Annotated in this window: 19 protein-coding genes; 9 read left to right on the top strand and 10 right to left on the bottom strand. The window is 62.0% G+C overall.

Features of this window, described 5'->3' with window-relative positions; genetic code table 11:
• Positions 1–21 precede the first annotated feature (21 nt).
• On the top strand, positions 22–1023 hold the full coding sequence (gene dusA / locus J4E58_RS01595; protein ID WP_087088566.1) for a tRNA dihydrouridine(20/20a) synthase DusA: 1002 nt from the start codon (positions 22–24) through the stop codon (positions 1021–1023).
• A 189-nt stretch (positions 1024–1212) separates the two neighbouring features.
• Positions 1213–2139 carry a transaldolase gene (gene tal, locus J4E58_RS01590; protein ID WP_087088568.1) on the top strand — a complete coding sequence of 309 codons (927 nt, stop codon included), beginning with the start codon at positions 1213–1215 and terminating at the stop codon, positions 2137–2139.
• 74 nt (positions 2140–2213) lie between these two features.
• Here tal and rssC read toward each other — a convergent pair whose 3' ends face one another.
• A complete protein-coding gene (gene rssC, locus J4E58_RS01585) occupies positions 2214–2696 on the bottom strand; it encodes an anti-sigma factor antagonist RssC (protein ID WP_007926970.1) in 483 nt (160 codons plus the stop codon).
• On the bottom strand, positions 2696–3877 hold the full coding sequence (rssB, locus tag J4E58_RS01580) for a two-component system response regulator RssB (protein ID WP_007926968.1): 1182 nt from the start codon (positions 3875–3877) through the stop codon (positions 2696–2698). Before rssB ends, rssC begins: the two co-directional genes overlap by 1 nt.
• A 277-nt stretch (positions 3878–4154) precedes the next feature.
• On the opposite strand from rssB, the gene J4E58_RS01575 reads away from it, so the two are divergent.
• A complete protein-coding gene (locus tag J4E58_RS01575) occupies positions 4155–4454 on the top strand; it encodes a PilZ domain-containing protein (RefSeq protein ID WP_087088570.1) in 300 nt (99 codons plus the stop codon).
• A gap of 57 nt (positions 4455–4511) precedes the next feature.
• On the opposite strand, the gene J4E58_RS01570 is transcribed toward J4E58_RS01575, so the two are convergent.
• Positions 4512–5165, bottom strand: a complete 654-nt coding sequence (locus J4E58_RS01570) for a VacJ family lipoprotein (RefSeq protein ID WP_370686803.1) — start codon at positions 5163–5165, stop codon at positions 4512–4514.
• A gap of 231 nt (positions 5166–5396) precedes the next feature.
• Here J4E58_RS01570 and J4E58_RS01565 point away from each other — a divergent pair, with 231 nt between their 5' ends.
• Together J4E58_RS01565 and J4E58_RS01560 are read left to right on the top strand one after the other, a co-directional pair.
• Positions 5397–6017: a phosphatase gene (locus tag J4E58_RS01565; RefSeq protein ID WP_087088574.1), complete on the top strand. Its 621-nt coding sequence runs from the start codon at positions 5397–5399 to the stop codon at positions 6015–6017.
• A gap of 113 nt (positions 6018–6130) precedes the next feature.
• Positions 6131–6394, top strand: coding sequence for a DUF4404 family protein (locus tag J4E58_RS01560; RefSeq protein ID WP_007926964.1), 264 nt, complete (start codon positions 6131–6133; stop codon positions 6392–6394).
• Positions 6395–6439: 45 nt separating this feature from the next.
• Here J4E58_RS01560 and queF read toward each other — a convergent pair whose 3' ends face one another.
• Positions 6440–7270 carry an NADPH-dependent 7-cyano-7-deazaguanine reductase QueF gene (gene queF, locus J4E58_RS01555; RefSeq protein WP_007926963.1) on the bottom strand — a complete coding sequence of 277 codons (831 nt, stop codon included), beginning with the start codon at positions 7268–7270 and terminating at the stop codon, positions 6440–6442.
• A 68-nt stretch (positions 7271–7338) separates the two neighbouring features.
• Positions 7339–7893 carry a plastocyanin/azurin family copper-binding protein gene (locus tag J4E58_RS01550; RefSeq protein WP_087088576.1) on the bottom strand — a complete coding sequence of 185 codons (555 nt, stop codon included), beginning with the start codon at positions 7891–7893 and terminating at the stop codon, positions 7339–7341.
• A 155-nt stretch (positions 7894–8048) separates the two neighbouring features.
• Here J4E58_RS01550 and J4E58_RS01545 point away from each other — a divergent pair, with 155 nt between their 5' ends.
• The gene (locus J4E58_RS01545; RefSeq protein WP_007926961.1) at positions 8049–8729 is read left to right on the top strand and encodes a heavy metal response regulator transcription factor; all 681 of its coding nucleotides are present in this window, start codon (positions 8049–8051) and stop codon (positions 8727–8729) included.
• Complete coding sequence (locus J4E58_RS01540) at positions 8729–10090, top strand: heavy metal sensor histidine kinase (protein WP_087088578.1); 1362 nt, start codon at positions 8729–8731, stop codon at positions 10088–10090. The genes J4E58_RS01545 and J4E58_RS01540 overlap by 1 nt, the downstream gene beginning before the upstream one ends.
• Before the next feature lie 57 nt (positions 10091–10147).
• Here J4E58_RS01540 and J4E58_RS01535 read toward each other — a convergent pair whose 3' ends face one another.
• The 3 genes from J4E58_RS01535 to J4E58_RS01525 form a co-directional block, all read right to left on the bottom strand.
• Positions 10148–11392, bottom strand: a complete 1245-nt coding sequence (locus J4E58_RS01535; RefSeq protein ID WP_053260313.1) for a lipoprotein-releasing ABC transporter permease subunit — start codon at positions 11390–11392, stop codon at positions 10148–10150.
• Between the two features lie 64 nt (positions 11393–11456).
• Positions 11457–12140: a lipoprotein-releasing ABC transporter ATP-binding protein LolD gene (gene lolD, locus J4E58_RS01530; protein WP_164523762.1), complete on the bottom strand. Its 684-nt coding sequence runs from the start codon at positions 12138–12140 to the stop codon at positions 11457–11459.
• A gap of 7 nt (positions 12141–12147) precedes the next feature.
• On the bottom strand, positions 12148–13398 hold the full coding sequence (locus tag J4E58_RS01525) for a lipoprotein-releasing ABC transporter permease subunit (RefSeq protein WP_087088579.1): 1251 nt from the start codon (positions 13396–13398) through the stop codon (positions 12148–12150).
• A gap of 94 nt (positions 13399–13492) precedes the next feature.
• On the opposite strand from J4E58_RS01525, the gene J4E58_RS01520 reads away from it, so the two are divergent.
• Complete coding sequence (locus J4E58_RS01520) at positions 13493–14080, top strand: PilZ domain-containing protein (RefSeq protein WP_007926941.1); 588 nt, start codon at positions 13493–13495, stop codon at positions 14078–14080.
• Positions 14081–14141: 61 nt separating this feature from the next.
• Positions 14142–14864, top strand: coding sequence for a glycerophosphodiester phosphodiesterase (locus J4E58_RS01515; protein WP_007926940.1), 723 nt, complete (start codon positions 14142–14144; stop codon positions 14862–14864).
• Between the two features lie 42 nt (positions 14865–14906).
• Here J4E58_RS01515 and sthA read toward each other — a convergent pair whose 3' ends face one another.
• Together sthA and J4E58_RS01505 are read right to left on the bottom strand one after the other, a co-directional pair.
• Entirely contained in the window at positions 14907–16301 is a 1395-nt protein-coding gene (gene sthA / locus J4E58_RS01510; protein WP_007926939.1) for a Si-specific NAD(P)(+) transhydrogenase, read from the bottom strand.
• Between the two features lie 201 nt (positions 16302–16502).
• Positions 16503–17480 carry an FAD:protein FMN transferase gene (locus tag J4E58_RS01505; RefSeq protein ID WP_087088581.1) on the bottom strand — a complete coding sequence of 326 codons (978 nt, stop codon included), beginning with the start codon at positions 17478–17480 and terminating at the stop codon, positions 16503–16505.
• Between the last annotated feature and the right edge of the window lie 31 nt (positions 17481–17511).

Genomic DNA, 17511 nt, shown 5'->3' with positions numbered 1-17511 from the left:
CTCACCCATCCAGATTGCCCAATGCTCTTATCTCCTGCTCCAACTGCCTCGCCAGCCCTCTCCCGCCGCTTTTCCGTGGCACCGATGATGGATTGGACTGACCGCCACTGCCGCTTCTTCCTGCGCCTGCTGTCCAAGCACGCCCTGCTCTACACCGAGATGGTCACCACCGGTGCGTTGCTCAATGGCGATCATGAGCGTTTTCTGCGTCACGACGAGTCCGAGCATCCCCTGGCGTTGCAGTTGGGTGGCAGTACGCCGGCGGATCTGGCGGCTTGCGCGCGGATGGCGCAGGAGCATGGTTACGACGAGGTGAACCTCAACGTCGGCTGCCCGAGCGATCGGGTGCAGAACAATATGATCGGCGCGTGCCTGATGGGGCATCCGGGCCTGGTGGCCGATTGCGTGAAGGCGATGCGCGATGCGGTGAGCATTCCGGTGACGGTCAAGCATCGGATCGGCATCAATGGCCGCGACAGTTATGAAGAACTGTGCGATTTCGTCGGCCAGGTGCGGGAGGCTGGGTGCACCAGTTTTACCGTGCATGCGCGGATTGCGATTCTCGAAGGGCTGTCGCCGAAGGAAAACCGCGATATTCCTCCTCTGCGTTATGACGTAGCTGCACAGTTGAAAGCGGATTTCCCCGAGCTGGAGATCGTCCTCAACGGCGGCATCAAGACCCTGGAGGCCTGCCATGAGCATCTACAGACTTTCGACGGGGTGATGCTGGGCCGCGAGGCCTATCACAACCCCTACTTGCTGGCCGAGGTGGATCAGCAGCTGTTCGGCAGCACCGCACCGGTGATTTCCCGGGCCGAAGCGTTGGCGCAGTTGCGGCCTTATATCGCCAGGCACCTGGCCACGGGCGGCGCCATGCACCACATCACTCGCCATGTGTTGGGGTTGGGCACCGGTTTTCCGGGAGCGCGCAAGTTCCGCCAGCTGCTCTCGGTGGACATTCACAAGGCCAAGGATCCGCTGGCGCTGCTGGATCAGGCCGGGCAGTTGCTCGAAGGTCGCTAACGGTCGCTCGGGTTGAACCTGATGGGTGTTTTGGCATCGTAGTAAACGGATAGCGCCCCAGCATTCAAACACCTGTTTTTCAGGTTGTTGCCCTTGGGGCTCGTTTAGGCATCCGGTTACGCATTCGCGCCCTTGAGCGGCTGTCAGCGCTCGGGTAATGTCAACAGACCCATAGGACAGAGCACTCTCATGACTTCCAAGCTGGAACAACTCAAGCAGTTCACCACCGTGGTTGCCGACACCGGCGACTTCGACGCTATCGCCCGGGTCAAACCGGTAGACGCCACCACCAATCCTTCCCTGTTGCTCAAGGCCGCGGCCATTCCGGGTTACGCCGAGCTGCTGAACGCCTGCGTCAGTGACGTCAAGGGCGATGTCGGCCTGGCCAGCGACCGTTTTGGCGTCGCAGTGGGCAAAGAAATCCTGAAAGTGATCCCCGGCCGCATTTCCACCGAAGTGGATGCCCGCCTGTCGTTCGACACCGATGCCATGCTCAAGCGCGCCCATCGCCTGATCGAGCTGTACGACAAGGCCGGCATCGGCCGTGACCGTGTGCTGATCAAGATCGCCTCCACCTGGGAAGGCATCCGCGCCGCCGAGCAACTGGAGCGCGAAGGCATCCAGACCAACCTCACCCTGCTGTTCTCCTTCGCCCAGGCGATCGCCTGCGCCGAGGCCGGGGTGTTCCTGATCTCGCCATTCGTGGGCCGCATCTACGACTGGTACAAGAAGGCCAGCGGCAACGACTACACCGGCGCCGACGATCCGGGCGTGCAGTCGGTGACCCGCATCTACAACTACTACAAGGCCAATGACTACAAGACTGTGGTCATGGGTGCCAGCTTCCGCAACCTGAACCAGATCGAGCAACTGGCCGGCTGCGACCGTCTGACCATCAGCCCGGACCTGATCGAGAAACTGGCCGCCGACACTGGCAAGCTGGAGCGCAAACTGGCGCCGGGCCATGCCGGCGAAGCCCGCCAGAGCCTGAACGAAGCACAGTTCCGCTGGGCCTCCAATGAAGACGCCATGGCCACCGAAAAACTGGCCGAAGGCATCCGTCAGTTCGCCCGCGACCAGGAAAAACTCGAGGCACTGCTGGCCGCCAAGCTCTGATCGAGCGAGCGCCAACGCAAAAAGGGCGGACCCTCACGGGTTCGCCCTTTTTTATGTGCTGCCGCTTTATAGGATCAGTTGCGTTCCAGGGCATTCACCAGATCGTGGAAAGCCTCGCGGTTGGAGTCGTTCAAGCCCATGAGGATCTTGTGCGCTTCCAGCACCTTGAGCCGCACCACCTCTTCCGACTGGTCCTGGGATGGCAGGTCGGTCAGGCATTCCGGGCATGGGATCGGACGGTCAACGATGTTGAACACCTGATCGAAGCCCATGGACTGCAGCAGTCGGGTGATGTCTTCGTGGGTGGTGACGACGGTCGGCAACAGGCCGACCTTCTGCCGCGACAGGATCGACAGCTTGGCCAGCAGGCCCAGGGTGGTGCTGTCGATGCTGCGGGTTTCGGTCAGGTCGATCACGATCGCCGAGAAGTTCAGCGCCGTGAAGATTCGCTCAATAGTCGCATCCAGCGCCGAACACAGGGTCAGGCGCACTTCACCGATAAACTTCAGGACAAAGGTGCCGTCCTGCTCGGCGAACTGGATTCTACCGGTACTCATTAAAGATTCCTGCTCAACACCAACAGGGCGATATCATCCGGCATCTCCCCTAGCGTGGCCAATCCAAAAACTTGCCGCAGACCATCCAGGCTGCCGCCGGCCGTTCTCACCCGTTCAGGTAAGGCGGCCTCTTTCTCTTTGAGTGTGGGTTCCGGCAAAAGGTCCAGAATGCCATCAGACATCAGCGTCAAGCTGAAGCTCGGAGGCAGTTCCAGAATATGGTCTTCATAGGTGGCTTCATTGAACAAGCCTACCGGCAGACCCCGCCCTTCCAGGTAACGCACACTGTCTGGCGTGTACAACACAGGCAATGGCAGGTGTCCGCCAATGCTATAGGTCAACAAGCCCGTCTCCTCGTCGATGACGCCACCGACCATTGTCACGTGTTTGCCCAGCTTACAGCTGATCAGGCCACGGTTGATATGGCCCAGGACTTCCGACGGCTTGAATTCCGGCAAAGTGCCGTTGCGCTTGGACTCGAACAGCAAGCGCGTGGTCATGAACTTGAGCAGCACCGTGACAAAGGCCGAAGACGCGCCATGCCCGGAAACATCCGCCAGGTAAAAGGCTACGCGGCGCTCGTCGACACGAAAGTAGTCGACGAAATCGCCGGACAGGTACAACGACGGAATGATCTGGTGCGCGAACTTGAACTCATCAATGGTCCATGGGCTCACCGGCAGCATGTTCATCTGCACCTGGCGCCCGGCGTTCTGATCTTCCTGCAGCAGGCTCAGGCTGGCTTCGAGCTCGCGGTTGGCGGCTTCCAGCTTCTCCCGGTAGCGCTGGTTTTCCAGCAACAGGCGCGCGCGATCCAGGGCCCGGCGCACCGAGTGCTCCAGCACCGCGAGGTCTTCCAGCGGCTTGATCAGGTAGTCCGCCGCGCCCAGGCGCAAGGCCTCGACGGCATCGTTCATCACACCGGCACCGGAAACCACGATGACCGGGGTTTGCGGTTCAATGTCGGTTACCTGACGGATAAGTTCGAGGCCGCCCATCTGCGGCATGCGCAGATCGCAGATCACCAAGTCGGGCTTTTCCTGCTCGAACACCTGAAGTCCCTGCTGACCGTTACTGGCCTGCAGGACGCTGAAGCCACTGTCTTCCAAATAGGCCGCGAGGCTCGCGCGCACTACTTCGTCGTCATCGATTATCAGCAGCGTGGCACTGGTTTTTGGCATGTGGGCAAACGGCGCCAGAATTAGGTTGGCGTAGGTGGCTGGGCACGAGGCCTGGACACACACTACTGGATTCGCTTTCTAGCCACTCTGGAAATGGAGTCAGGGCCCGTAGCCCTGCACGCTCGACCATCAGAGGTGCCCTTCTAAGGCGCAGACGGTACTCCCATCCGCGGGGCGTTTCAAGCTCATGCCGATGGTCGCCGGACGTCTTTACACCTCAAATCACCGGGAGTTATAAGAACAGGCAAATCCGCAACTTAAACGCAGGTTGGAGCCTATGAGCCCAAACGATCGTGACTACAGTGAAAAGCGCGATTACATCCGCATGCGAGTGGATGCAGAGGTCACGCTGATCCACCAGGGCCAGGTGATTGCGGCCGTCTGCATCGACCTTTCCAGCGGTGGCATGCAGGTTCAGGCTCCGCGCTCATTCAAGGTCGGCGACCTGCTCAGCGTGCGTATCGACTCCGAGCACGCCGCCCTCAGGGGACTGGAAGCGGACACCGAAGTGGTCTGGGTCACCGAGCTGGAAGGCAACGGCCAGAAACTTGGCCTTACAATCCTGAAGATGAACTGATTCTAAGATCAACAAAAAAGGCGGCCCCAAGGGCCGCCTTTTTCATGGACAGGTCGCTTAAAAATCGTCTTCGACCTTGCCGTCCTTGACCTTGAATTCGCGGTTCTGCAGGTACGCATTGCGAATGAAGGTGTACTTGTCGCCACTGATCAGCTTCTCGCTCGACAGCAGGCTCGCGCGGGTGTCGACGACCTCCAGGGCAAACACGCTGTTACGCACCGGCACGTCGTTCACATAACGGTAACCGTCGGTGAAGCTGTCCACATACTTGGCCGGCGCATCGCGCAGGGTGCTCGGACCGAAGAACGGCAGCATCACGTAAGGACCACTGCCGACGCCCCAGTAACCCAGGGTCTGGCCGAAGTCTTCATCGTTACGTTGCAAGCCCATCTTGGTGCCCACATCGAAGAAACCCGCCACACCAATGGTGGTGTTCATCAACAGCCGCGCGGTGTCGACGGCAGCGGCATGGGGCTTGGCTTGCAGGATATCGTTGGCCAGGTTGCCGACATCACCGATATTACGGAAGAAGTTGTGAATGCCGTCTTCGAGAAACTGCGGCGTTACTGCCTGATAACCTTGCGCCAGAGGTTTCAGCGCATAGGTGTCGATGGTGTCGTTGAACGTGAAGATCGGGCGGTTGATGCTTTCCCACGGATCGTCTTCCGCAGCGTGGGTCATAACCGGCACCAGCAGCATGCCGGCACACATAAGCTGAACGAGACGATTGCTCCAGCGCATAGCAGAAACTCCTTGGATTGTACTGTCGCGGGCGCTATGCCCTGGCGGTAAGCGCGCTAGTATAAGTCGGATATATCCATTTATGCAGCACTGGTGCAGTGCTTCGCCCTCTCCCCCTCGTTTGCATGGCCTGTTCACAGGGATGTCATCCAACGGTCATCTGTCGCCGATACTCTTGCAAGGTATTTCAGGGACGTCACGATGCCTCACGCCGAAGCCTTGCCTGTATCCGCCCCCACCTTGACCGCCGTGCTCTTTGGCCTCAGCGGTTGCCTGGTGGATTTCGGCGCGCGGATGCGCCTGCATAGCGCCGACCACCCGGTCCTGGAACAGGCCCACGCCACTCACGGCGCCCTGGACATTCTGCACAGCCTGCAACACCAGGGCGTGCCCTGCGCCTGGCTCGACGAGTTGCCCGCCCCCCTCAGCCAGCACCTGGCAAGTTCACTACCCGACTGGGTCACCCCCTCCCCCAACACAGGCTCCCGCTGGCCGGCTCCCGATGCCTGCTGGCAGGCGCTGATGGCCCTGAATGTCAGCCGGCTGGACGGCTGCGTGCTGGTCAGCGGCGAACCGCGCCTGCTGCAATCTGGCCTCAACGCCGGCCTGTGGACCATCGGCCTGGCGTCCTGCGGTTCGCTCTGCGGCATGAGCCCGACGCAATGGCAGGCGCTGAGCCAGCAGGAGCGCGAGCTCAAGCGCGGCAAGGCCACCCTGCATCTATTCAGCCTCGGCGTGCACTCGGTGATCGACCATCTGGGCGAGCTGCCAACCTGCCTGGCCGATATCAGCCAGCGTCGCCAGAAAGGTGAAAAACCCTGACTTGATCAAGATCATGCACATTGCCCGCGAGTGGATTACGCTAAGGCTCAGACATGGACCTTTAGCGAATCGGCGCGGTCCATGGCTGTGCCTATCAATGAAGGGAGAACGCCATGCCTGCCCGCGAACTGCAAGAACAGCTCAATACCCTGCGCGAGCAATTGGAGCAGAACCCACCGCTTTCGGAAGCAGAACGCGCCAATCTGCAGGAATTGATGCAACAGATCGAGCTCGAGCTCAAACTGGAAAACGCCACCCAGGACACCAGCCTGGCCGACGGGGTCAACCTCGCCGTCGAACGCTTCGAGCTTGAACACCCCGCCATTGCCGGCACCTTGCGCAACATCGTGCAAACTCTCGGCAACATGGGGATTTAACCCCTTACAGACAAAAAAGCCCCACTACCAGAGCGGGGCTTTTCATTACTGGCGAACCAGTCGGAAGTTGGCGAAACTCGCGGTTTCGGTGCTGCGGTACGGGTTAATGTCCAGGCCGCCTCGACGCACATAACGCGCGTACACCGTCAGCTTCTCCGGCTGCAGCAAACGCTGCAGGTCGAGGAAGATCCGCTCCACGCATTGCTCATGGAAGTCCGAGTGCTGGCGGAAGCTCACCAGATAGGCCAGCAGGCTGGCGTGGTCCAGCGCCGGGCCACGGTACTCCACCACCACGCTGCCCCAGTCCGGCTGGCTGGTGACTGGGCAATTGGATTTGAGCAGATGGCTGTGCACGCTCTCCTCGACGATTCGCGACCTGTCGCACTGCAGCAGTTCCGGACGTGGGTGTTCATAGCTGCTGACGCTGATATCCAGCTCATCGATGCAGGCACCCGGCAAGGCCACCACACCTTCCGCCTCCACTTCGCCCAGGCTGCGGATGCGCACGCCCACCGGCTTGCCGGCCGCCGCAGAGAGGTCGGCACGCAAGGTTTCCTCCAGGCTCTGGCGATCCGCGAAAGGGGTCTGGTTCAGCGAGTTGAGGTACAGCTTGAACGACTTCGACTCGATGATGTTCGGTGAGTCCGCCGGAATGCTGAACTCGGCGATGGCCACCACCGGCTTGCCGGAGGGTAACAGCCACGACAGCTCGAAGCAGTTCCAGAAGTCCACGCCTTTATAAGGCAGGGTGTCGGCGCTCAGGCCCAGCTCGGCCCATTTTGCCGCCCGCGGGATTGGGAACAGCAAGGATGGCGTGTAGGTGGAGACGTATTCACTGGACTTGCCCAGCGGCGAATGTTCGGCTGCGGGATGCATGGCGGAAACCTGACTGAAGAATCAGGCGATTCTATCAGTCTTTGCCTCCGCCTTTGAGCCCCAGGCGCTTACTGGCTGACCGTCAGCTTGCCGACCATACCTGCCTGATAGTGCCCCGGGATATTGCAGGCGAACTCCAGGCTGCCGGCCTTGCTGAAGGTCCAGGTCAGCTCAGCGGTCTTGCCTGGCTCCACCAGCACACTGTTCGGGTCATCGTGCTTCATACCGGGCATCGCGCCATGGCCCATGGCGGCGTGATCCATGGCCCCGGCGGGCATGCTCTTCATCGCGGTGGGCGTGAGCATGCCGCTCTGCTGCATCTTCAGCATTTCCTGCTGGTGCTCGGCATGCATGGTCGCGGTACCGATATTGAGCTCATGCAGCAACTGGCCCTTGTTGATCAAGACAAAACGCACGGTTTCGCCAGCCTTGATGTCCAGGCTCTTGGGGGTGTAGGACATGTCGTTCATGACCACTTCCACCGTACGCGTGGCCTTGGCCGCCGAGGCCGCCTGACCGAAATCGTAGGTCTGCGCCGGCGATGCCCAGGCCGGCGCACCCAATGCCAGCAAACACGCGGCCAGCGTCAACGAACGAGGTAAAACACCCTTGGACAAAAACATAATCGCACTCCAACAAGATGAGGTTCAGCTTGTGTGAAACTCTAAGGCCGCAGCGCTGCCAGCCAGCTGACTGCTAGATTACAACTTTGTCAGCTTGTGCCCTGCGGCCGTCACCCAGGGTATAAAGCCCGCGTTCCATTTGCCATGAGCCGCCCATGAAACTGCTGATCGTCGAAGACCAACCGAAAACCGGCCACTACCTGCGCCAGGGCCTGAGCGAGGCAGGCTTCAACGCCGAACTGGTGGCCGATGGCACCACCGGCCAACACCTGGCGTTGACCGGCGACTATTCCCTGTTGATTCTCGACGTGATGCTGCCGGGCCGCGATGGCTGGCAGATCCTGCAAGCCGTGCGCGGCGCCGGGCTGGAGATACCGGTGCTGTTCCTGACCGCGCGCGATGCCGTGGAAGACCGGGTCCACGGCCTGGAGCTGGGCGCCGACGATTACCTGGTCAAGCCTTTCGCCTTCTCCGAACTGCTGGCCCGGGTCCGCAGCCTGCTGCGTCGCGGCAGCTCCACGCCCCAGGAAACCACCCTGCAACTGGCGGACCTGCGCCTGGACCTGATTCGCCGACGGGTCGAACGCAACGGCCAGCGCATCGACCTCACCGCCAAGGAATTCTCGTTGCTGGAAATGCTCCTGCGGCGCCAGGGTGAAGTGCTGCCCAAGACGCTGATCGCCTCCCAGGTCTGGGACATGAACTTCGACAGCGACACCAACGTCATCGAGGTGGCGATCCGCCGCTTGCGCCTGAAGATCGATGACGATTACCCGAACAAACTGATCCACACCGTGCGTGGCATGGGCTACGTGCTCGAAGAGCGCCAGGCCTGATGCGCCGCTTGTCCCTGAGCGGCCGCCTGGCCTTGTTGTTCGCCGGCTGCACCGCGGTGGTTTCGTTGCTCGCCGGGGTGCTGTTCAGCCGCGCCAGCGAGGCGCACTTCATCGAACTCGACCAGCAACTGCTGGAGGGCAAGCTCATCGCCATGCGCAGTGCGCTGGAGGGCGCCGACACCCCGCAACGCTTTGCCGAACGCAAGGCGCAGTTGCAGGATGAACTCAGCCATCAACCGGACCTGACGCTGCGGGTCACAGGGGCGGACAGCGCCGTCTGGTTCGACAGCGCCAAGGCACTGCCGGCCACTTCGGCCCAGCCGAGCGGACTGCACAGTCTGCAACATGACGGCACCGCCTACCGTGTCTACAGTGCGGCCCTGGAGCCTGGCCAGGCCGGCTCGCCAGAGCTGACCCTGATGCTCGACATCACCCACCACCAGCACTTTCTGCAGCGTATGCAGCACCTGATCTGGCTGACCGTCGGCCTCTCGGCCCTGGCCACCGCGCTGCTCGGGGCCTGGGCCGCGCGCAGCGGCTTGCGTCCGCTGCGGCGGATGAGCGAGGTCGCCGCGGGCGTGTCCGCCAGCTCCCTGACCCAGCGCCTGCCGGAGCAGCAGATGCCCGGCGAACTGGCCGAACTGGCCCATGCCTTCAATGCCATGCTCGGGCGCCTGGACGACTCCTTCCAGCGCCTCTCCGCGTTCTCGGCAGACATCGCCCATGAACTGCGCACCCCGCTGTCGAACCTGCTGACCCATACCCAGGTCACCCTCACCCGCCCACGGGCGCTGGAAGACTATCGCGAAGCCCTGCACAGCAACCTCGAAGAGCTGCAATGGATGGCCCAGTTGGTCAACGACATGCTCTACCTGGCCAAGGCCGACCACGGCCTGCTGACGCCGAAACGCGAAGCCCTGGAGCTGGGAGAGGAAACCGACATGCTGCTGGAGTTCTATACGCCGCTGGCCGAAGACGCCGGTATCGCCCTGGGGCGCGAAGGTAGTGCGAAGATCCAGGGCGACCGCAGCATGTTGCGCCGCGCCCTTGCCAACCTGCTGGACAATGCCCTGCGCTTCACCCCGGCCGGCGGCGAAGTGCGGGTGCGACTTGGCGAGACCGCCAAGGGTTCATACCTGCGGGTGGAAAACACCGGCGAAGGCATTGCGCCTGAACGCTTGCCACGGCTGTTCGACCGCTTCTACCGCGTCGACCCGGCGCGCCATGAAGGCAGCAGTGAACATGCGGGCTTGGGACTGGCCATCACCCAATCGATCATCCGTGCCCATGGCGGGCAGATTCATTGCGAATCGGCGCAGGGCCGGACGAGCTTTGTGATTGAGTTGCCGAGGCAGGAATAGCGCAGGGCTGGCGAGCAAGCTCCCCCCATAGGAGCGAACTTGCTCGCGATAGCGAGATTACGAATAACGCAATGCAGTCGCCGGCTCGACCTTCGCCGCGCGCCAGGCTGGATACAGGGTCGCCAGGAAGCTCAGGACAAAACCCGCGGTGCAGATCAGGGCCACGTCGCCGCCCTGCAGCTCGGAAGGCAGGTTGCTGACGAAGTACACGTCGGAACTGAAGATGTGCTGGCCGCTGACCCGCTCCAGCCAACCCACCAGCGCACTGACGTTCAACGCCGCGATCACCCCCAGCACGCCGCCGATCAAGGTGCCGACGATACCGATCACCGTACCCTGGACCATGAAGATCGCCATGATCTGCCGTGGCGTGGCGCCGATGGTGCGCAGGATCGCGATGTCCGCACCCTTGTCATTCACCACCATGATCAGCGTGGCGATGATGTTGAACGCGGCCACGGCCACGATCATCAAGAGCAACAGGCCGATCATGGTCTTTTCCATCTTCATCGCACTGAACAGGCTGCCCTGGGTGTGGGTCCAGTCATCGGCCTTGAAGCCAGCGCCCAGGCTGGCCGCGATATCGCCGGAAACCTTGGGCGCGGCGTACAGGTCCTTGACCGCCAGGCGCACGCTCTGCACCTGGTTCGGCTGCCAGTGCTGCATCTCGGCGGCATCGGCCACATGGATCAGGCCCATGGAACCGTCGAGCTCGGCCCCGACCTTGAACACGCCGACTACGTTCAAGCGCTGCATGCGCGGGGTGATGCCGCCCGGCGCGGAGCTGATTTCCGGCACGATCAGGGTCAGCTTGTCGCCAACATTCAGGCGGAAACGCCGTGCCGTGATCTCACCGATCACCACCCCGAACTCGCCCGGCTTCAAGGCATCCAGACGGCCCTGGACGATGTGCTGGGCAACGATGGACACCTTGCCTTCCTGGGCCGGGTCGATGCCGCTGATCTGGATCGGCTGCATCGAGCCCTTGTAGGAGAGCATGCCTTCCATCTCGGTGAACGGCACCGCGGCCGTCACCTCGGGATTTTTCATCGCTGCGGCGGCCACCGGCTGCCAGTCGTCGATCGGTTTGACGCCGACGATGGTGGCGTGGGGCACCATGCCGAGGATGCGCGAGCTCATTTCGCGCTGGAAACCGTTCATCACCGACAACACCACGATCATCGCCAGCACGCCCAGGGCGAGGCCGATCATCGAGGTCATGGAGATGAAAGAAACAAAGCGATTGCGGCGCTTGGCGCGGGTATAGCGCGTGCCGATAAAGATCGATAACGGTCTGAACATTCGCTGGGGCACCGTATGGAAATTAAAGACCCGGCACCTGTTTCAGGCGCCGGGTTGCGACCAATCAGATGGGCGTCAGGAAACCTTCCTGCAGGTGCAGGACGCGGTCCATCTGGCGAGCCAGGTTCATGTCGTGGGTCACCACCAGGAACGCGGTACGCATCGAGGTGCTGAGTTCCAGCATCAAGTCCTGGATGCCTTGCGCGGTGTGGGAGTCGAGGTTGCCGGTCGGCTCGTCGAGCATCACCAGCCCTGGCTTGTTGACCAGGGCACGGGCGATAGCCACACGCTGGCGCTCACCACCGGACAGTTCCGCCGGCTTGTGTTCCAGGCGATGGGCCAGCCCTACCCGCTCCAGCAAGGCGGTGGCCCGCTGACGAGCTTCCGGGATCGCGGTCTTGCCGATCAGCAGCGGCATGCAGACGTTTTCCAGGGCGGTGAATTCCGGCAGCAGGTGGTGGAACTGGTAGACAAAGCCGAGGGCGCGGTTGCGCAGCAGGCCGCGGCCCTTCTCGCTCAGCGCCGAAAGCTCCTCGCCGTCGAGCCAGACGCTGCCCTTGGTCGGCGTGTCGAGGCCACCCAGCAGGTTGAGCAAGGTACTTTTGCCCGAACCTGAGGTACCGACGATCGCCACCCGCTCGCCCGGGTGCAACTCCAGTTGCAGGCCGGACAACACCACCACCGATTCCGGACCTTCCTCGTAGGACTTGCCCAGGTCGCGGCAGCTCAGAATTGCTTTTTCACTCATGCCCAACTCACTCATAACGTAGCGCCTCCGCCGGCTGGGTGCGCGCGGCACGCCAGGCTGGATACAGGGTGGCGAGGAAACTCAGGACCAGTGCCGCGCCGCAGACCATCAACACATCCTCGGCCATCAGTTGCGATGGCAGGTAGTCGATGAAGTACACGTCGGCATTGAGGAATTTGTGCCCGATCAAGCCTTCGAGGGCGGAGATCGCCGCGCTCACGTTCAACGCCGCGAACATCCCGACCACGGCGCCGATCAAGGTACCGATCACGCCGATCACCGTGCCCTGGACCATGAAGGTCGCCATGATGCTGGCCGGCGTCGCACCCAGGGTACGGAGGATCGCGATATCGCCCTTCTTGTCGTTCACCACCATCACCAGGGTGGAGATGATGTTGAAGGCGGCCACGGCGACGATCAGCAGCAACAGCAGGCCGATCATGGCTTTTTCCATGCGGATGGCCTGGTACAGGTTGCCGTGGGTACGGGTCCAATCACGGGCGTAGTACTGGTTCTCGCCCAGTTGCTCGGCAATTTCCCAGGCGGTGCGTGGCGCCAGGAACAGGTCGTCGAACTTCAGGCGCAGGCCCTGCACCTGGTCCGGTTTCCAGCGGTGCAGGCGGCCCAGGTCGTCGAGGTTGGTCAGGCCCAGATAGCCGTCCAGCTCGCCGGCGCCGACATGGAAGATGCCGACCACGGTAAAACGCTTCATGCGCGGGAACATCCCGGCCGGGGTCACCGTGACCTCGGGCGCGACAAAGGTCAGCTTGTCGCCCAGGCCAACCCCCAGCTTGGTCGCGGCCTTGTCGCCGATCACGATGCCGAAGCTGCCGGGGGCCAGGTCGTCCAGCTTGCCCTGCTTCATGAAGTTATCGATGATCGAAACCTGGCGTTCCTTGGCCGGATCGATGGCGTTGAGCAGGACTTTCTGCACCTGGCCGTTATTGGTCAGCAACCCCTGCATCTGGGTGAACGGCGCAACCGCCAGCACCTTGGGGTTCTGCTTGACCTTGTCGGCCAGGCCTTGCCAGTCGCTGATCGGCTCACCGGATTCGATGGTCGCGTGGGGCACCATGCCCAGCACGCGGGTGCGCATCTCATGGTCGAAGCCGTTCATCACCGACAGCACGACGATCATCACGACCACGCCAAGGGCGAGTCCGATCATCGAGGTCAGGGAAATGAATGACACGAAATGATTGCGGCGCTTTGCACGGGTATAACGCGTGCCAATAAATACGAAGAGAGGTCTGAACATGTCGGGGCTTGTTCGGAGGAAAAGAAGACGTCCTTGTGGCGGGTCCTGGTAAGCAGCTTTACACTCAGACCACCGCCGCTACCATGGGTTCGCCATGTCGACATTAGATGAAGAAGATCGCCGCGAATACTACCGTATCGAGGACACGATCGCACTGGAAATTAGCCCCTTGTCCGCCCACGAAGCGGCGAGCAAGGAAGTGTTGCAGGATGCGTCGCCGCTGTTCAACCTGCTCAGCGAACTGCATCTGAGCGAATTCGAATCGCAGCACCTGCTGCGCCAGGTCAGCGAGCGTGACCGGACCCTGGCCAACTACCTCAAGTCCATGAACAAGCGCATCGACCTGCTCAGCCAGGTGGTGGCGCAAACTGTGCTCGGCAAGTTCGGCGAGCCGCAGCGGGTGATTCTCTCCGAAGGCGGCATCGAATTCGAACATCACCTGTCCTACCCGGCCGGCACCCACCTGGCGGTCAAGCTGCTGCTGATGCCCCAGGCCTTGGGCCTGTTGTTGCGGGCCAAGGTCACCCATTGCGAAACCCGCAGTTTCGGCACGTTCGAAATCGGCACCGAGTTCGAATCATTGACCGACGCCCAACGCCAGTTGCTGGCGCGCTATATCCTGCAGAAGCAAGCCCAGGAACGTCGCCAGGCCCGAGAGCAGAACGACCCGGCAGCCGATTGACCTGCGGCCCCACCTCGCAGCACTGACCATCTAATGGAAAAATTTCCGTGAAGGAGCAATCGTGACCCTGATTTATGGCCACCGCGGCGCTAAAGGCGAAGCACCGGAAAACACCCTGACCAGCTTCCAGCAGTGCCTCAAGCATGGCGTGCGCCGCTGCGAACTGGACCTGCACCTGTCCATGGACGGCGAGTTGATGGTGATCCACGACCCGACCCTCAAGCGCACCACCGACCGCCGCGGCAAGGTGGTCGAACACAGCGCCGAAGAACTGGTGTCCTATGACGCTCGCAAGGGCGGCCCGGGCTGGGTCACGCCCTGCCCGATCCCGCGCCTGGAAGAACTGTTCGAAAAATGCGACTTCGAGCACTGGCAGCTGGAGGTCAAGAGCGCTTCGCGCACTCGTGCCGCCACCACGGTGCTGGCGATTCGCGAGATGGCGCAGCGTTTCGGCCTGCTGGACAAGGTCACCGTCACCTCCAGCTCACGGGAAGTGCTCAAGGCGGCTGTCGAATTGACCCCGGATCTGTCCCGCGGGCTGGTCGCCGAATACGCCTGGCTCGACCCGTTGAAGGTCGCGCAAAGCTACGGCTGCGAGATTCTGGCGCTGAACTGGACACTCTGCACCCCCGAGCGGCTGCAACGGGCGCAGCGTCAGGGCTTGCATGTGTCGGTATGGACAGTCAACGAGCCTGCGCTGATGCGCAGGCTCGCCGACTTCGGCGTAGACAGCCTGATTACAGACTTTCCCGGTTTGGCCAGCGCCACGCTCGAGAGTTACTGAAATCGGTCTCCCCGGCCGGCTCAGGCCACCGGCCGGAGTCGCTCAAAAAAGCCGGTTGAGGCCGTCGTAAGCGGCTACCCGATAGGCTTCGGCCATGGTCGGGTAGTTGAACGTGGTGTTGACGAAGTACTTCAGGGTATTGAGTTCGCCCGGCTGGTTCATGATCGCCTGGCCGATGTGCACGATCTCCGAAGCCTGGTAACCGAAGCAGTGCACGCCCAGGACTTCCAGGGTTTCGCGGTGGAACAGGATCTTCAGCATGCCTTGCGGCTCACCGGCGATCTGCGCGCGGGCCATGCTCTTGAAGAAAGCCTTGCCCACTTCGTACGGCACCTTGGCCTGGGTCAGTTCCTGCTCGTTCTTGCCGATCGAACTGATCTCCGGAATGGTGTAGATCCCGGTCGGCACGTCGTTGACGAAGCGCCAGCTGCCGTTGTCGACGATGCTGCCGGCGGCCGAACGCCCCTGGTCATGGGCGGCACTGGCCAGGCTCGGCCAGCCGATCACGTCGCCGGCGCCGTAGATGTTCGGCACGCAGGTGCGGTAGTTCTCGTCCACCTCGATCTGGCCACGGCTGTTGACCTTGACCCCGATGTTTTCCATGCCCAGCCGGTCGGTATTGCCGGTCCGGCCATTGCACCAGAGCAAGGCGTCGGCCTTGATCTTCTTGCCCGACTTGAGGTGCAGGATCACGCCATTGTCGAGGCCTTCGACGCGGTCGTATTCCTCGTTGTGGCGCACGGTGATGTTGTTGTTGCTGAAGTGGTAACTCAGCGCCTGGGAGATCTCGGAGTCCAGGAAGCTCAGCAACTGGCCGCGGTTGTCCACCAGTTCGACCAGTACCCCCAGGCCACTGAAGATCGAGGCGTATTCACAACCGATCACGCCAGCGCCGTAAACGATGAGTTTGCGCGGAGTGTGGCCGAGGCTGAGGATGGTGTCGCTATCGTAGATACGCGGGTGGTGGAAATCGATATCGGCCGGGCGATACGGACGAGAGCCGGTGGCGATGATGATGTGCTTGGCCACCAGCTTCTCGACCACGCCGTTGGCGCAGACCACTTCGATGGTCTGCTCGTCGGCGAAGCTGCCGGTGCCGAAGAACACGTCGACCCGGTTACGCGCGTAGTAGCCGGTGCGCGAGGCGACCTGCTTGGAGATGACCTTCTCGGCGCTTTTCAATACGTCGGGGAACGAGAACCAGCGTGGCTCGCCAATGGCCCGGAACATCGGGTTGGTGTTGAACTGCATGATCTGCCGGACCGAGTGACGCAAGGCCTTGGACGGGATGGTGCCCAGGTGGGTGCAGTTACCACCGACCTGGCGACGGCTATCGACCATCGCTACCTTGCGCCCAGCTTTTGCGGCGTTCATCGCCGCACCTTCTCCAGCGGGGCCTGAACCCAGCACCACTACGTCGTAGTTGTAGACAGCCATGCGTACTCCTCAGAACAGGCCGCGGCACCCGATGTGGCACCTGCGGCTAAATCATGCCGCGGCCAGCGGCATGAAGGATCAATTTGGCTCGGTTACGAACCCGGGCACAGTCTATAGAAGCGTCAACGCCGCGCACATTAACCCTTGGTCGCGTCGCCGGCTACTTTTGCCTGCGACATCGCGCCGCGGCACCGCGCAAGATTACTGCTTTTGTCCGGCAAACAGGCGATCAAACGCGCGGTTGCTGCGTGTGACGAAGCCTGTATCGGCGCGAATCACAAAAAATACGGCGATATCGTGTTTTTCCGCGTAATCCCAACCGCGCTCGGGACCGAGGATCAGCAGCAGGGTCGACAGACCATCGGCCATCACGGCCGCGGGATGAATCACCGTGACCGAAGCCAGCCCATGCTCGACAGGCCTGCCGGTGCGGGCGTCGAAGGTGTGGGAATAACGCTGTCCGTCGCGCTGGAAATAATTGCGGTAGTCGCCGGAAGTCGAAACCCCATAACCATCGACGGCGATGACCCGCTCGGCCAGCTGTCGATCGTCCCGCGGCTCCTCCAGGGCAATGCGCCACGCCGAACCGTCGGGTTTCCTGCCGACTGCCTTGAGTTCGCCAGTGGCTTCGACCAGGTAACTGTCGATGCCCATTTCCGCGAGCCTGGCGGCAATCCGGTCCACCGCATGACCGGCGGCGATGCTGTTGAAATCCACCTCGACCGCGGCGTCCTTGCACAGCTGGTCGCCCTCGATACGCAAATGGGTATAGCCGACTCGCTGCCGCACCTGCGCCAGCGCCGTATCGCTCGGCACCGCCTCCCCGCGCCCCTGCGGACCGAAGCCCCAGAGGTTGAGCAACGGCTCGACCGTCAGATCGAAGGAGCCCTGGCTGTCCCGCGACAGCTGCTGGCCAACCTCGATCAATCGCAGGACCGCCGCCGGCATCGCCTGGCAGCTATTGGCCGGCAGATCGTTGAAGCGCTCGATGTCCGAGTCGCTGCGATAGGTCGACATCTGCCGGTCGATCTGCGCAAGTATCCGCTCGACCTGGGCCTGCACCTCACTCGGCGCGGCCAGCCCTGCCCGCCTCACGTACTTGATCGAGTAGGTGCTGCCCATGGTCGGGCCGCCAAAGCTTTCCAGCGAATCGCCCCGGCCGCATCCGGCCAGGGCCATTGCCAGAACGACAGGAAGCCACCCTCGCACC

Origin of the sequence: Pseudomonas sp. FW305-25, assembly GCF_017351415.1 — a bacterium.
Taxonomy (GTDB): domain Bacteria; phylum Pseudomonadota; class Gammaproteobacteria; order Pseudomonadales; family Pseudomonadaceae; genus Aquipseudomonas; species Aquipseudomonas chlororaphis.
Note: the sequence above shows the minus strand (reverse complement) of the source record. Positions and strands in the feature narration are given on the sequence as shown.